Consider the following 15444-nt stretch of genomic DNA (forward strand, 5'->3'; position numbering starts at 1 on the left):
ACCAAGCCCGTCCGGCGCTTGAGGACGGACACACCGGGTCACCCGCGGTACCGGGCGCACCAAGCCCGTCCGGCGATTGCGGACGGACACACCGGACGCCGCCACCGCACCGGGCACACCATCACCGCCCCCCGCCGGAAGCGCACCGCACACCCACCCACCGGCAGCAGCCCGCACCAAGCCCGTCCGGCGCTTGAGGACGGACACACCGGGTCACCCGCGGTACCGGGCGCACCAAGCCCGTCCGGCGATTGCGGACGGACACACCGGCCACGCCCACGGCAGAGAGCACACCGTCACCGCCCCCGCCGGAGCCGCACCACACCGCACCCCCCCACCCCCGGAGGGCCCCCGCACACAACAGAGGCCCGGATCCTCAGGCAGAAATGCCGTCGATCCGGGCCATCGCGTCGTCCGCGCCGTACGGCTGCAGGTATGGCAGCCAGCGCGGGTCCCTATGCCCGGTGCCGATGATGCGCCAGGCCAGGCCGCTCGGCGGGGCGGGTTGGTGCCGCAGCCGCCAGCCCAGCTCCCGCAGGTGCCGGTCGGCCTTGACGTGGTTGCAGCGGCGGCACGCGGCCACCACGTTGTCCCATACGTGCTGACCACCGCGGCTGCGCGGAATGACGTGGTCGACGCTGGTTGCGACGCCACCGCAGTACATGCAGCGGCCCCCGTCGCGGGCGAACAGCGCGCGGCGGGTAAGAGGAACGGGCCCCCGGTAGGGGACCCGGACGAAGCGTTTGAGTCTGACCACGCTGGGCGCGGGCAGAACCCGGGTCGCACTGTGCATCAAGGCGCCGGACTCCTCGAGACAGATGGCTTTGTTCTCGAGGACGAGGACGAGCGCGCGGCGGAGCGGTACGACGCCGAGGGGCTCGTACGACGCGTTGAGGACCAGGACATGCGGCACGGATGCCTCCTTGTACGCCGGCGGCGCGTGGCTCGCGCCGGGACGATCTGCTCTCAGTCTCTCCTCATGCCTGGTCGAAGCGCCACTACGTCCCCGTAACGGGCCGGAAGGATTTTGTGTGCGCTCGGCCACACCAGGAAGTTCCCCGGGTGAGCCTTGTCTCTCCCTCGAACAGAACATCAAGGGCACGGCGTGTGCCCCGTTAGTGTGGTTGGACCGCCGATGTAAGCCGTGGAGGTATCCGCCGTGTCCCTGGCCGCCGATCCGTCTGCCCCGCCCGTCACCCTCGACGAGGCCGCGGAGAAGGCCACCAACGCCGCAGGCTGGGTGGAGCAGAACTGGTCCACCTGGCTGAGCGTCGGCCTCCGGATCCTGCTGATCGTGGTGATCGCGGTGCTGCTGCGGATCGCCATCCGCCGCGCGCTCACCAGGCTGATCGAACGGATGAACCGCAGTGCCCAGGCGGTGGAGGGCACCGCCCTCGGCGGTCTGCTGGTGAACGCGGAGCGCCGTCGGCAGCGCTCCGAGGCGATCGGCTCGGTCCTGCGCTCGGTCGCGTCGTTCGTGATCCTGGGCACCGCGGCGCTGATGATCCTCGGCGCGCTCAACATCAATCTGGCTCCGCTGCTCGCCTCGGCGGGCGTCGCGGGCGTGGCGCTCGGCTTCGGCGCCCGGAACCTGGTCACCGACTTCCTCTCCGGCGTCTTCATGATCCTGGAGGACCAGTACGGGGTCGGGGACAGCGTCGACGCGGGCGTCGCGTCCGGCGAGGTGGTCGAGGTCGGCCTGCGCGTGACGAAGCTGCGCGGCGACAACGGTGAGATCTGGTACGTCCGAAACGGCGAGGTCAAGCGCATCGGCAACCTCAGCCAGGGCTGGGCGACCGCCTCGGTGAACGTGACGGTCCGCCCGACCGAGGACATGGACCGGGTGCGCGAGGTCATCGAGGAGGCCGCCTCGTCGATGACCAAGGACGAGCCGTGGAACGAGCGGCTGTGGGGTCCGGTCGAGGTGCTGGGCCTGACCGAGGTGCTGCTGGACTCGATGACGGTCTCGGTCTCCGCGAAGACGATGCCGGGCAAGGCCCTCGGTGTGGAGCGCGAGCTGCGCTGGCGCATCAAGCGCGCCTTCGACCAGGCCGGCATCCGGATCGTGGGCGGTCTGCCGCTGCAGGCCGACGGCGAGCAGCCGGTCAAGGACCCGACGGCGGGCGTGGCGGCCCCGTCGGCGTACTCCTCGTCGACGTCGCCCCAGTCGATGGCGGCCTCCCCGATCACACCGCCGGGCCTGTCGAAGTAGCGGCGCGCACAGCACAGCGCGAACAAGCGCGCACACCAGAAGCCCGTACCAGCGCGCTGAAAAGAAGGGGCGCCTCCGCCGTGACGGCGGGGGCGCCCTTTCGCGTGAGCGTCCCCCGGAGGCGGCCAGGGCGGTAACGCTTTGGTTGCCGCGTGCGCGGCGCGCGTCGAGGGGTATTGACGACCCGATGACGGGGCACTTACGTTCTCGGCATCAAATAGGAAACTTTCCTAACAGTGCACTGTTGCTTGAAGGTGAGGTGCATCCGTCGTGGCGGGTACTACCCCGGGGACGCCGCGCGTACTCCGCGCCATGAACGACCGGGCCGCGCTCGATCTGCTGCTGGAGCACGGGCCGCTCTCACGGACCCGCATCGGGAAGCTGACCGGGCTGTCCAAGCCCACCGCCTCCCAGCTGCTGGCTCGGCTGGAGGCCGCCGGACTGGTGGTCGCGACCGGCACGACCGAGGGCCGCCCGGGCCCCAGCGCGCAGCTGTACGCGGTCAACGCACGCGCCGGGTACGCCGCCGGGCTCGATGTGACGCCGAAGCACATCCGTGCCGCGGTCGCCGACATCACCGGGGCCACCGTCGGGGAGTTTCTCCTCAGGACACCGGGGCGGCGCGCCGACAGCGTCGTACGGCAGGTGACCGAGGCTCTCGACGGGGCCGTGAAGGCGGCCGGGATCACCCGGGACGAGGTGCACCGGCTGGTCATCGGGACGCCGGGCGCGTTCGACCCGTCGACGGGGCGGCTGCGGTACGCGTCCCACCTCCCCGGCTGGCACTCGCCCACGCTGCTCGACGAGCTGGCGGCCGCACTGCCCATGCCGGTCGAGTACGAGAACGACGTCAACCTGGTCGCCCTGGCCGAGCAGCGGCTCGGTGCGGCCCGTGGTCACGAGGACTTCGTGCTGCTGTGGAACGAGGAGGGCCTCGGCGCCGCGCTCGTCATCGGCGGCCGGCTGCACCGCGGCTTCACCGGCGGCGCCGGTGAGGTCGGATTCCTGCCGGTGCCCGGAACGCCTCTGGTGCGGCAGGTCTCCAAAGCCGGCAGCGGCGGCTTCCAGGAGCTGGCCGGTGCGCAGATGGTCCCCCGGCTGGCCCGGGAACTCGGCATCGAAGGCGTCGGGCACGGCCCGCACGCAGACGTGGCGTCGGAGCTGTTGCGGCGGGCGGCGGCAGCGGTGACGGACGGGGGCCGGGGACCGTACCGCACGCTGCTCGACACCTTCGGGACCGGGCTGGCCACCGGTCTGGCCTCCATGGTCGCCGTACTCGATCCGGAACTCGTGGTGCTCTCCGGCCTGCTGGTCCTCGCCGGCGGGGAGCCGCTGCGCGACCGGGTCCAGGCGGAGCTCGCCGAACTGGCCGCCTCCCGGCCCCGCCTGGTCATCGGCGACGTACAGGAACACCCCGTGCTGCGCGGGGCGCTGGAGAGCGCCCTGGCAGCGACCCGCGACGAAGTATTCGACACCTCCGCACGCTGACCCCCCGGCCCCACGCCCCCGGCTCCCGGCCCTGTCCCGCCCGTTACTCCATCAGACCGTCAGACCGTCACAGGGAGATCCCGTCATGCCCGGAATCCGTCGGAAAACGGCTGCCGCACTGGCCGCGACCGCTTCGATAGCCCTGCTCGCCACCGCCTGTACGGGGTCGAACGACACCGGTGCGAATGACGACCCGAACGCGCGGACCACGCTCACCTTCTGGCACGGCTGGAGCGCTGCCGGCGAGGTCAAGGCCATCGAGGAGAACATCAAGGCGTTCGAGGACAAGCACCCCAACATCAAGGTGAAGGTCGTCAAGGGCATCACGGACGACAAGCTCAACCAGGCGCTGCGCACGGGCGGTTCGAACGCGCCGGATGTGGTGTCGTCCTTCACCACGGACAACGTGGGCCGGTTCTGCTCCTCCAAGGCGCTCACCGACCTGAAGCCGTTCCTGGAGAAGTCGAAGATCGACCCGGAGAAGACCTTCCTGCCGCAGATGGCCAAGTACACCGAGCACGACGGCACCCGTTGCGCGGTGCCGCTGCTCGGGGACGCGTACGGCCTCTACTACAACAAGAAGGCCTTCGAGGAGGCCGGGATCAAGGCCCCGCCGAAGACGCTGTCCGAGTTCGACTCGGTCGTGAAGAAGCTCACCAAGACCAGAGGCGACGGCTTCGAGCGGCTCGGCTTCATGCCGCTCTACCAGGGTTACGAGACCACCGTCGAGCACTACGGCAGCCAGTTCGGCGTCAGGTACACCGACGGGAACGGAAAGTCCGGCACGGCCCAGGACCCGGCGGTAAAGTCCCTGTTCACGTGGCAGAAGAAGCTGGTGGACGATCTCGGCGGGTTCGAGAAGCTCAACAAGTTCCGGACCGGGCTCGGCGACGAGTGGGGTCCGAAGCACCCCTTCCACACCGGCCAGGTGGCGATGCAGCTGGACGGCGAGTGGCGCGGCAAGATGGCGTCGGACGCCAAGCTGCCGTTCGAGATCGGCGCGGCGCCGTTCCCCGTGCCCGACGACCAGGTCGCCGACTACGGCAAGGGCTATCTGTCCGGCACGATCCTCGGCATCGCGAGCAACAGCCCGAAGAAGAACGCCGCCTGGGAGCTGGTGAAGTACCTCTCCACCGACACCGACGCGGTCGTCTCCTTCGCCAACGCCATCCACAATGTGCCCTCGACCGTCGCGGCGCTGAACTCGCCGAAGCTGAACAACGACCCGCTGTACCGCACGTTCGTCGGCATCGCCCAGCACCCCAAGAGCTCGCACGCCCCCTCGTCCGTCAACGGCGGCGCCTTCCTGCTGACGCTCCAGGAGAACGGCCTCGCGTACGAGAAGGGCGCCCAGAAGGACCTGGACGCGCTGCTGAAGAAGAACGACGCGCAGGTCGACAAGGACAACGAGCAGGCCGGCTGACATGACCACCGCTCCTGTGTCACCGGGGCCGAGGGCGAAGCCCACACGCGGTGTCCCGCGTGCGAAGCGCGCTCGACAGACACTGCGGACCCTCGGCTTCCTCTCCCCCTGGCTGGTCGGGTTCAGCGTGTTCTTCGCGTACCCGCTGATCTCGACCGTCTACTTCTCCTTCATGGAGTACGACGGGTTCACCGCGCCCACCTGGGTGGGCCTGAAGAACTGGGCGTACGTCTTCCAGGACAACCCCTTCTTCTGGCCGTCCCTGCGCAACACGCTCTGGCTCGTGCTGGTGATGGTCACGCTGCGCGTGGTCTTCGGGCTCGGGATCGGGCTGCTGATCACCAAGATCAAGACCGCGGCCGGGCTCTTCCGCACCCTGTTCTATCTGCCCTATCTGGCACCGCCGGTGGCAGCGACGATGTCGTTCGTCTTCCTGCTCAACCCGGGCACGGGACCGACGAACACGATCCTGGGCAAGCTCGGCCTCGGTGAGCCCGAATGGTTCAACAGCCCCGTCTGGTCGAAGCCGTCGCTCACCCTGCTGGCGCTGTGGTGCGTCGGCGACCTCATGGTCATCTTCATGGCGTCGCTGCTCGACGTGCCGAAGGAGCAGTACGAGGCGGCCGAGCTGGACGGCGCGAACGCCTTCCAGCGCTTCCGCTACGTGACGCTGCCCAACATCTCGCCGATCGTGCTGTTCGCGGTGATCACCGGGGTGATCGCCACGATGCAGTACTACACCGAGCCTCTGGTCGCCGCGAAGGTCGCGAGCGGTGTGATCGGCGGTTCCGGGCAGCACTTCGAGCCCGGCTATCCCGACAAGTCCACGCTGACCGTTCCGCAGGTCGTCTACAACCTGGGCTTCCAGCGTTTCGACACCGGGGCGGCGAGTGTGGTGGCACTGGTCCTGTTCGTCCTGGCCATGGTGTTCACCGTGTTCCTGATGCGCAGGCGCAGCGGCTTCATGGCGGCGGAGGACTGATCGACGATGACCCGGACGACACTCTCTCCCGCGCTTGCGGCCGATGTGCCGGCCTCCACGGCGGCGAGCAGCACGGCGGCACGGCAGGCGGCGCGGCGCAGGGCTGCCCTGGAGTGGATCGCGGTCCACTCGCTCGCCGTCGCCGCGGCCCTGTTCTTCCTGCTGCCCTTCGTGTTCGTGTTCCTCACCTCGGTGATGAGCGACGACCAGGCGCTGACCCGCGATCTGTGGCCGCACACCTGGGAGTGGAGCAACTTCGCCGAGGTGTGGAACACGCCGGGGTTCCTGACCTGGTGGCGCAACACGCTGCTGTACGCGGGGCTCGGAACGGTGCTGGCCGTGGCGAGCAGTCTCCCGGTGGCGTACGCGCTCGCGAAGTTCCGCTTCCGCGGACGAAACGTGATGATGATGCTGGTGATTGCGGCGATGATGCTGCCACCGCAGGTGATCATCGTTCCCATGTATCTGTTCTGGGCCAAGCAGCTGGACCTGGCGGGCACGCTCTGGCCGCTGATCATCCCGTTCGCGTTCGGCAACGCGTTCACGATCTTCCTGATGCGCCAGTTCCTGCTGACGATCCCTCGCGAGTACACCGAGGCTGCGAAGATCGACGGCTGCGGCGAGTTCCGCACGATGATCAAGGTCGTCGTGCCGATGGCCAGGCCCGCGATCGCGGCGGCCGCGCTGTTCCACTTCTTCTACTGCTGGAACGACTACTTCGGGCCGCAGATCTACGCATCGGAGAACCCGGCGGCGTGGACGCTGAGTTACGGCCTGGAGTCCTTCAAGGGCGCACACCACACGGACTGGAATCTGACGATGGCCGCGACCGTACTGGTCATGGCCCCCGTGATCGTCGTCTTCTTCTTCGCCCAGAAGGCGTTCGTCGAAGGCGTCACACTGACCGGAGTGAAGGGCTGACAACACACCATGCTGCATTCCATCGGGGGACAGCCCCCGAACCCCCGGCAAACGCCGCACTCCATCGGGGGACAACCCCCGAACCCCCAGCAGGCGCAGCACTCCATCGGGGGACAACCCCCGAACCCCCGGCAGACGCTGCACTCCATCGGGGGACAACCCCCGAACCCCCGGCAGACAAAGATTGCAGTCGTGGGTGGCGGATCCACCTACACACCTGAACTGATCGACGGCTTCGCCCGGTTGAGGGACACCCTCCCGATCGGTGAACTGGTCCTCGTCGACCCGGCGGCGGGCCGGCTGGAGCTGGTCGGCGGCCTGGCCCGGCGGATCTTCGCCAAGCAGGGCCATCCGGGGACCATCACGACCACCGACGACCTCGACGCGGGCGTGGCCGGCGCCGACGCCGTACTGCTGCAGCTGCGCGTCGGCGGGCAGGCCGCCCGGGAGCAGGACGAGACCTGGCCGCTGGAGTGCGGCTGCGTGGGGCAGGAGACGACGGGCGCCGGCGGTCTCGCCAAGGCGCTGCGCACGGTGCCGGTCGTCCTCGACATCGCCGAACGGGTGCGGCGCGCCGCCCCGGACGCCTGGATCATCGATTTCACCAACCCGGTGGGCATCGTGACGCGGGCCCTGCTCCAGGCGGGTCACAAGGCCGTCGGGCTGTGCAATGTGGCCATCGGCCTCCAGCGGAAGTTCGCGGGGCTGCTGGGTGTGACACCGGGCGATGTCCATCTGGAACATGTGGGTCTCAACCACCTCACCTGGGAGACGGGTGTGCGGCTCGGCGGCCCCGAGGGCGAGAACGTCCTGCCGCGGCTCCTCGCCGAGCACGGCGACGCGATCTCCGGCGATCTGAGGCTGCCGCGCGAGATCGTCGACCGGCTCGGCGTCGTCCCCTCGTACTACCTGCGCTACTTCTACGCGCACGACGCGGTCGTACGGGAGCTGCGGACCAAGCCGTCACGGGCGGCCGAGGTCGCCGCAATGGAGAGGCAACTGCTGGAGATGTACGGCGACCCGGCGCTCGACGAGAAGCCGGAGCTGCTCGCCAAGCGCGGCGGCGCCTTCTACTCGGAGGCAGCCGTCGATCTGGCCGCGTCGCTGCTCGGCGGGGGAGGCAGCCCGTTCCAGGTGGTGAACACGTACAACAACGGCACACTGCCGTTCCTCCCCGACGACGCCGTCATCGAGGTGCAGGCCGCCGTCGGCACCAAGGGCGCCACGCCGCTCCCCGTCCCGGCCGTCGACCCGCTGTACGCAGGGCTGATCGCCAATGTCACGGCGTACGAGGACCTGGCGCTGGAGGCCGCGCTGCGCGGCGGCCGCGACCGGGTCTTCAAGGCGCTGCTGTCCCACCCGCTGATCGGCCAGTACGAGTACGCCGAGGCACTCACCGACCAGCTGATCGCACACAACCGGGAGCACCTTTCGTGGGCGTGAACGCATGGGGCCCGGCGGACCGGGAGCACGGGTCGAGGCCCCATGTCCTCGCGATCGACGCGGGCAACAGCAAGACCGATGTGGCGGTGGTCGGGGCCGACGGATCGGTAATGGGTACGGGCCGCGGGGGCGGCTTCCAGCCGCCGGCCGTCGGCGTCGAGACGGCCGTCGGCGCGCTGGCCGGCCCTGTGCGACACGCGCTCGCGGAGGCCGGCGTGGGAGCCACCGCCCATGTCTCGGCCTGTCTCGCCAACGCCGATCTCCCGGTCGAGGAACAGGAGTTGGCGACGGCGCTGCGGGCCCGCGGCTGGGGCGACACCACGGAGGTACGCAACGACACCTTCGCGATCCTGCGCGCCGGGGTCGACCAGCCCCGGGGCGTGGCCGTCGTGTGCGGCGCGGGCATCAACTGTGTCGGCATGCTCCCGGACGGCCGCACCGCCCGCTTCCCCGCGATCGGGAAGATCTCCGGGGACTGGGGCGGGGGCGCGGGGCTCGCGGAGGAGGCGCTGTGGTTCGCGGCGCGCGCGGAGGACGGGCGCGGCGAACCGACGGAGCTGGCGCGCACGCTGCCGGGGCACTTCGGGCTGCCGACGATGTACGCCCTGATCGAGGCGCTCCATCTGGGGCAGATCCCGGGATCCCGCAAGCATGAGCTGACCCCGGTCCTCTTCGCGACGAGCGCGGACGGCGACGGGGTGGCCCGCGCGATCGTCGACCGGCTCGCGGACGAGGTGGTCACTCTGTCGACGGTCGCGCTGGGCCGGCTCGGACTGCTGGACGAGGAGGCGCCGGTGGTGCTCGGCGGCAGCGTCCTCGCCGCCCGCCACCCGCAGCTCGACACCAGGATCACGGAACTGCTGGCCGCACGCGCCCCGAAGGCGACCGTGTCCGTGGTGACCTCCCCGCCCGTCCTGGGCGCGGCACTGCTCGGCCTGGACCGGCTCGGCGCCCCGGAACACGCGCACGCGAGGCTGCGGACGCACTACGGGCAGTAGGGCGGGGCCGGCCTCGCGGCACAACCCGAGGTGACTCGCGGTAGGCCGAGGTGAATGGGAACCGATCCGGGCCGAGCGGCGTATTCATGGTGGGGGCGCGGGAAACAGGGGGCGGCATTGACGCAACAGGCGATATAGCTCAAGATCCAGTCAATCCTGGGTGTGGATGTCCGCCCCTGCGGCCATACTGCTGGCCGGAAGCCGTCCCCCGACCCGCCGGGAGGCGGGATGTCGTCAGTGACCGAGGGGGAGGTCCACGTGACACACACGCCGAGCGCGGCAGGCCCGCCCGCGCCTCCGGTGCCGCAGGTCCCGGCGCAGCCGGGGCACTCGGGACCGCTGCCGGGCCCGGGGTCGCGGCCGTCGGGAGATCAGTCGGCGTCGCCTCCGGGGACTCTCGCGCGGCGCAGCGCCTGGGCGGAGACGACGGCGCGGTTGCGCGCCGCGGCGACGACGGAGCCGGGCCGGCTGCGGATCATCGGTGCCGTACTGGCCGTGCTCGTCGTGGCGTTCGGCGCCGTCACCGCCTTCGAGATCGCCGACCGGGCGTCCGCCGCGGACGACGTGGTGAGCCACAGTCAGCCGCTGAGCGCCGACGCGGCGAGCATCTACCGCTCGCTGGCCGATGCCGATACAGCCGCGGCGAGCGGCTTCCTCACCGGTGCGCAGGAGCCCGCCGCGGTCCGGGAGCGCTATCGCAAGGACATCGCGAGCGCTTCACGGCTGCTGGTGAAGGCCGCTGCGAACACGGACAGTTCAAGCGAATCCGGCCGCTGGATAGCCACGCTCAACGAGCAGCTCCCCCGCTACACGGGCCTGGTCGAGCGCGCCCGTGCCAACAACCGCCAGGGCCTCCCCCTCGGCGGCGCCTATCTGCGGTACGCCAACCAGCAGATGACCACCGAGCTGCTCCCTGCCGCCCAGAAGCTGTACGACGCGGAGACGGCCCGTCTCGAGGACGACGACGGTGCCGCCCGGCTGTGGCCGTTCCTGTCGCTGGCCATCGGCGTGGTGGCGCTCGGCGGGCTGTTCTGGGCGCAGCGCCGCAACTACCACCGTACGAACCGGGTGTTCAACCATGGCCTCCTCGCGGCCACGGCCGCGTCCACGGTCGTCCTGCTGTGGCTGGGCGTCGGGCACACGGTCGCCAGGGCCGAGCTGAACAACGCCCGGGCTCATGGCCAGGAGTCCCTGAAGGTCCTCAACGACGCCCGGATCAACAGCCTCAAAGCCCGGGCCAATGAGAACCTGACGCTCGTCGCGCGGGGCGCCGTGCTCACCGCGGACGGCAAGAGCGACAAGTACGAGACGGACTACACGGCGGGCATGAGCAGGCTCCGTACCTCGCTCGGCCGCGCGGAGGGGCTCGCCGACGACGGCGAGGGCCGCACCCCCGTCGAGGACGCCGTCTCGGCGGTGTCCGAGTGGAAGACCCGGCACAAGTCCGCCAGTGACACCGACAAGGCCGGTGACTACGAAGGAGCGCTGGCGAAGGTGATCGGCAGCAAGGACTCCACGGGGCAGTCCTTCGATCGGGTGGATGCCGCGCTGGAGAAGGCTCTGGCGCATGAGCAGGCCGAGTTCACGCAGTCGGCGGAGGACGGGCGGGGTGCGCTCACCGGTCTGCCGGTCGGCGCGGCGGTGCTGGCCGTGCTCGGCGCGCTGGGCGCGGTCCTGGGCATCGGCCGCAGGCTTTCGGAGTACCGGTGAGAGGGGGAGAGATGAGCGACGGGATGCCGCACGGGGACGTGACCCCGGGCACGACACCGCACGGGGACATGACCTCGGGCACGACACCGCAGGGGCGCACGGCCGCGGGCGCGACAGCACCGGGGCACTTTGCCGCCGGCACGACACCGCTGGGGGGCCGGCCGCGCCGGCTCGCCCGCAGGCTCCGCGGCTGGGGCGGCGTCGCCGGGATGGCGACGGCCTGTGCGCTGACCGCCACGCTCACCCTGCTGCCGCTGTCGCACGGCGGCCCGCCCGCCGGTTCGGTGGCGGGCGCGAGCTCTGCCGCTCTGCTGCCCGAGAAGGCCGCCGGCTGCGTCAGCCCGGAGTCCTCGCTGCGGCCCTCCTCCGCGGACGGCGCGGCGGTCGCCGAGATCAAGCAGCGCGGCAAGCTGATCGTCGGCGTCGACCAGAACAGCTACCGGTGGGGTTACCGCAGGGCGGACGGCAAGCTGGAGGGCTTCGACATCGATCTGGCCCGGGCGATCGCGGAGGACATCCTCGGGGACCCTAACAAGATCATCTTCCGGGCGATCCCCACCAATCAGCGGATCGCGGCACTCAACAACGGAACGGTCGACATCGTCGTACGCACGATGACCATCAACTGCAGCCGCATCAAGCAGGCCGCCTTCTCCACCGCGTACTTCCAGACCGGGCAGCAGGTGCTCGCCCCCAAGGAGTCCGCGATCACCGGCTACAACGCGACTCTGGCGGGCAAGAAGGTCTGCTCGGCCGAGGGCTCCACGGCCTTCGAGGCGCTGCAGAAGGAGTCCTACGGCGCGGTCTTCAAGGACGCGGACGACGGCGGCCCGGGCGACAAGGACCGGTTGACCGTCTCCAACCAGCTGGACTGCCTGGTCCGGCTCCAGCTCGGCGAGGTCGACGCGGTGGTGACGGACGCCGCCCTCGCGGCCGGCCAGGCGGCACAGGACCCGGCCGTCGAACTGAAAGGCGGCAAGCCTTTCACCACCGAGTACTACGGCGTGGCCGCCAAACTGGGCAAGGACGACCTCGTCCGCCGCGTCAACAAGGTGCTGGACGAGTACCGCAGGGGCCCGTGGATGCAGGCGTACACGAAGTGGCTGGAGGAGGACCTGCCCGGCATATCCGGCCCGCCGGCGCCGAAGTACCGGGACAATTGATCCTGTTGGGATGTGTACTGGGATGTCCGTCGGAACCTCCGTCGGGGTCTTGGTCGGAATCTCACCAGGGATGTCCGGCAGTGGATGGCAGAGCACGAGCGGAGAGGTGATCGATGGGCGTCGCGGGACCCCCCGGGCCGGTAATGGACCGGGACGAGGTGGACCGTGCGCTGGCGCGGCTCGGGGAGGAGCACGAGGCGATCGAGACCTCGCTCCTCGCCCTGCAGGACCACGCGGGCCGCAGGCTCCTGGAGGGCGCGGAGCTGACGGGTGTCACCAAGGACCGCTGGGCCTCCGCCGAGCAGGCGATCACGCTGCTGTGGGGCTACTTCGACGCGTACACCGCGGCGCTGCACGGGGCGCGCGAGCTGAGGGCCCGGCGCCGCTGGCCGAACCGCGACGACCTGGTGGAGCTGACCGACCGGCTGCGCGGCCCCAGCATCACCGTCGCCGGCTCCGCCTCGCACTCCGCCCCGTCCATCACCGGACCGGCCAGGCTCTCCGAGCGTTTCACCCTGGAGGGCCTGGTCAGCAGGATGAACACGCTGTATGCGCGCTCACTGGACATGGTCGTGGCCGCCGACAGCGTCTGGTCCGCGCTGCCGGCCCGGATCGATCTGCTCTCCGCCGAGCTGCAGCGCACCCGCTCGCTGGCCCATTCGGTGGGTGTGCGGCCGGGTGAGCATCCGGCGGGCGACGACCTGGAGTCGATCACCCACGAGCTGTCCACGCTGCGCGCGCAGGTCGTGTCGGACCCGCTGGCGTTCTGGGCGCCCGCGCCGGCCAGTTCGGCCCCCGGCGGGGGCCGTCCCGACACCGGCCGCTACGACCGGGCTGCCCGGGCCCTGGAGGACGTACGCCGCGAGATCGAGGCGGTCCTCGCGGTGCGGCAGGACTCGGAGGAGCGGCTGATCCGGCTGCGGGACGTGCTCTCGCGCGCGGACCGCACCCTCACCGAGGCGCGCGCCGCCCGCGGCGAGGTGCTGGCGAAGATCGCCGCCTCCGAGGTTCCGGCGGTCAGCGGCCCGCCGACGGTCCTGCAGGAACGGCTCGCCACGGCCGCCGAGTACCGCAGGCACGCCCAGTGGCACCGGCTCTCCCCGCTGCTGGAGTCCCTGGAGCGGGAGGCCGAGGACGAACTGCTGCGCGCGCGTGAGTCGTTGACGGCGGTGACGGCGCCGCTCGCGGTCCGCGCGGAGCTGCGTGGCCGCCTCGACGCGTACAAGGCGAAGGTCGCCCGCCACGGCATGGCGGAGGACCCGCTGCTGATCGAGCGGTACGACGCGGCCCGCCGGATGCTGTGGAGCGCGCCCTGTGATCTGCGCGCCGCCGAGCAGGCGGTGCTGCGCTACCAACGGGCCGCGGCGGACGTCCTGGTCCCGCGGCAGTCCGGGCCCATGGACCGGAGAAGCTATGAGGGGGAACGGTGAGTGCGATGACCAAGTGCCGGCGTCCCGGCTGTGACGGCTCGTACGAGGACATGGGCGGCGGCGAGCTGTACTGCGACACCTGCGGTCTCGCGCCCGAAGCCGAGCACGGCAGCGCACCGTCCTCACCTGCCGCCGGAGGCGCGGGCGCGGTCGTGGCCGCCTGTCAGCGTCCCGGCTGTGACGGCTCGTACGAGGACATGGGCGGCGGCGAGCTGTACTGCGACACGTGCGGTCTGGCCCCGGTCGTGTCGGTGAACGGTTCGCTGTCGTCGCCGCCGACCGGGATCACGGGCGGCGGGAGGAGCGGCAACAGCGGTTCGGGCCGGGCCGGTTCGAGGTCGTCGTCCCGGTCGTCGTCCCGTTCCTCGCGCTCTTCGCGCTCCTCGACGTCGCGGCGGTCCGTCTCGGGCCGGCTGTCCCGTTCGCTGTCGGGCCGCAGCTCGGGCCGTTCGGTGTCGGTGCGCAGCTCGGGATCGGCGGCGTCCGGGTCCGGGCGCAACCGGCTGGGCGCGGGCCTGGTCGCGGTGCCGGACGTGCCGCGTCCCGATCCGCGTTCGGCAGTCATGGAGAACCCGGAGGTCCCAGAGCGGAAGCGTTTCTGCAGCCGCAGCGACTGCGGGGCTCCGGTCGGGCGTGCACGCGGCGGCCGCCCGGGCCGCACGGAGGGTTTCTGCACGAAGTGCGGCCACCCGTACTCGTTCGTTCCGAAGCTGCGTGCGGGCGACATCGTGCACGGGCAGTACGAAGTGATCGGCTGTCTGGCGCACGGCGGCCTCGGCTGGATCTATCTCGCGATCGACCGGGCCGTGTCCGACCGCTGGGTGGTCCTCAAGGGCCTCCTGGACACCGGCGACCAGGACGCCATGGCCGCGGCGATCTCGGAGCGCCGCTTCCTCGCGGAGATCGAGCACTCCAACATCGTCCGCATCTACAACTTCGTCGAGCACCTCGATCAGCGGACCGGCTCCATGGACGGCTACATCGTCATGGAGTACGTCGGCGGCAAGTCCCTCAAGGAGATCGCCAACGGGCGGCGCGCCCCCGACGGGAAGCGGGACCCGCTGCCGGTCGAGCAGGCCTGCGCGTACGGGATCGAGGCGCTGGAGGCGCTCGGGCATCTGCACAGCCGCAACCTGCTGTACTGCGACTTCAAGGTCGACAACGCGATCCAGACCGAGGACCAGCTCAAGCTCATCGACATGGGCGCGGTGCGCAGGATGGACGACGACGAGTCGGCGATCTACGGCACCGTCGGCTACCAGGCTCCGGAGGTCGCGGAGGTGGGCCCGTCGGTCGCCTCGGACCTCTACACGGTGGCGCGCACGCTGGCGGTGCTCACGTTCGACTTCCAGGGCTACACGAACGTGTTCGTGGACTCCCTGCCGGACCCGGACCACATCGAGGTCTTCCGGACGTACGAGTCGTTCTACCGGCTCCTGGTCCGCGCGACCGACCCGGACCCGGCGCGCCGCTTCGCCTCGGCACAGGAAATGGCGGACCAGCTCACCGGCGTGCTCCGGGAGGTCGTGGCCCTTCAGACGGGCCGCCCCCGCCCGTCCCTGTCCACGCTGTTCGGCACGGAGCTGCGGGTCACGGACACGCAGCTGTTCGCGGAACTGCAGGGTGAGGTCTCGGCACTGGGGGCGCGGACGGCCCCGGCGCGGGGCTTTGGCC

General features: G+C 70.6%; 12 protein-coding genes. 11 read left to right on the plus strand and 1 reads right to left on the minus strand.

Going from position 1 to position 15444, the window contains the following annotated elements; all coding sequences use genetic code 11:
- Positions 1–376 precede the first annotated feature (376 nt).
- Complete coding sequence (locus ACWGI8_RS23740; RefSeq protein ID WP_453663718.1) at positions 377–913, minus strand: HNH endonuclease; 537 nt, start codon at positions 911–913, stop codon at positions 377–379.
- Between the two features lie 231 nt (positions 914–1144).
- Between ACWGI8_RS23740 and ACWGI8_RS23745 the strand changes: the two genes are divergently transcribed.
- The 11 genes from ACWGI8_RS23745 to ACWGI8_RS23795 all read left to right on the plus strand — a co-directional run.
- On the plus strand, positions 1145–2212 hold the full coding sequence (locus ACWGI8_RS23745) for a mechanosensitive ion channel family protein (RefSeq protein ID WP_453663719.1): 1068 nt from the start codon (positions 1145–1147) through the stop codon (positions 2210–2212).
- A gap of 270 nt (positions 2213–2482) precedes the next feature.
- Positions 2483–3700 carry an ROK family transcriptional regulator gene (locus tag ACWGI8_RS23750; protein ID WP_453663721.1) on the plus strand — a complete coding sequence of 406 codons (1218 nt, stop codon included), beginning with the start codon at positions 2483–2485 and terminating at the stop codon, positions 3698–3700.
- Positions 3701–3785: 85 nt separating this feature from the next.
- Entirely contained in the window at positions 3786–5123 is a 1338-nt protein-coding gene (locus ACWGI8_RS23755; protein WP_453663723.1) for an ABC transporter substrate-binding protein, read from the plus strand.
- A gap of 1 nt (position 5124) precedes the next feature.
- Positions 5125–6105, plus strand: a complete 981-nt coding sequence (locus ACWGI8_RS23760; protein ID WP_453663725.1) for a carbohydrate ABC transporter permease — start codon at positions 5125–5127, stop codon at positions 6103–6105.
- Positions 6106–6111: 6 nt separating this feature from the next.
- Positions 6112–7026 carry a carbohydrate ABC transporter permease gene (locus tag ACWGI8_RS23765; protein ID WP_453663727.1) on the plus strand — a complete coding sequence of 305 codons (915 nt, stop codon included), beginning with the start codon at positions 6112–6114 and terminating at the stop codon, positions 7024–7026.
- A 147-nt stretch (positions 7027–7173) separates the two neighbouring features.
- Positions 7174–8469 carry a 6-phospho-beta-glucosidase gene (locus ACWGI8_RS23770; protein WP_453663735.1) on the plus strand — a complete coding sequence of 432 codons (1296 nt, stop codon included), beginning with the start codon at positions 7174–7176 and terminating at the stop codon, positions 8467–8469.
- On the plus strand, positions 8460–9467 hold the full coding sequence (locus ACWGI8_RS23775) for an N-acetylglucosamine kinase (protein WP_453663728.1): 1008 nt from the start codon (positions 8460–8462) through the stop codon (positions 9465–9467). The genes ACWGI8_RS23770 and ACWGI8_RS23775 overlap by 10 nt, the downstream gene beginning before the upstream one ends.
- A gap of 258 nt (positions 9468–9725) precedes the next feature.
- The gene (locus ACWGI8_RS23780; protein WP_453663730.1) at positions 9726–11177 is read left to right on the plus strand and encodes a hypothetical protein; all 1452 of its coding nucleotides are present in this window, start codon (positions 9726–9728) and stop codon (positions 11175–11177) included.
- An 11-nt stretch (positions 11178–11188) separates the two neighbouring features.
- Positions 11189–12340, plus strand: coding sequence for a glutamate ABC transporter substrate-binding protein (locus ACWGI8_RS23785; protein ID WP_453663732.1), 1152 nt, complete (start codon positions 11189–11191; stop codon positions 12338–12340).
- 143 nt (positions 12341–12483) lie between these two features.
- Positions 12484–13770 (plus strand): hypothetical protein, encoded by a 1287-nt coding sequence (locus tag ACWGI8_RS23790; RefSeq protein ID WP_453663733.1) that lies wholly within the window; start codon positions 12484–12486, stop codon positions 13768–13770.
- 197 nt (positions 13771–13967) lie between these two features.
- Positions 13968–15444, plus strand: a 1477-nt coding sequence (locus tag ACWGI8_RS23795) for a serine/threonine protein kinase (protein WP_453663737.1), incomplete at its 3' end; no start/stop codon positions are given.

It is taken from the genome of Streptomyces sp. NPDC054841 (assembly GCF_053611045.1).

Bases quoted from the DNA above. Each gene is read 5' to 3' on its own strand.
- ACWGI8_RS23760 (WP_453663725.1), top strand. From the start codon at position 5,125: ATGACCACCGCTCCTGTGTCACCGGGGCCGAGGGCGAAGCCCACACGC.
- ACWGI8_RS23785 (WP_453663732.1), top strand. From the start codon at position 11,189: ATGAGCGACGGGATGCCGCACGGGGACGTGACCCCGGGCACGACACCG.
- ACWGI8_RS23755 (WP_453663723.1), top strand. From the start codon at position 3,786: ATGCCCGGAATCCGTCGGAAAACGGCTGCCGCACTGGCCGCGACCGCT.
- ACWGI8_RS23765 (WP_453663727.1), top strand. From the start codon at position 6,112: ATGACCCGGACGACACTCTCTCCCGCGCTTGCGGCCGATGTGCCGGCC.
- ACWGI8_RS23790 (WP_453663733.1), top strand. From the start codon at position 12,484: ATGGACCGGGACGAGGTGGACCGTGCGCTGGCGCGGCTCGGGGAGGAG.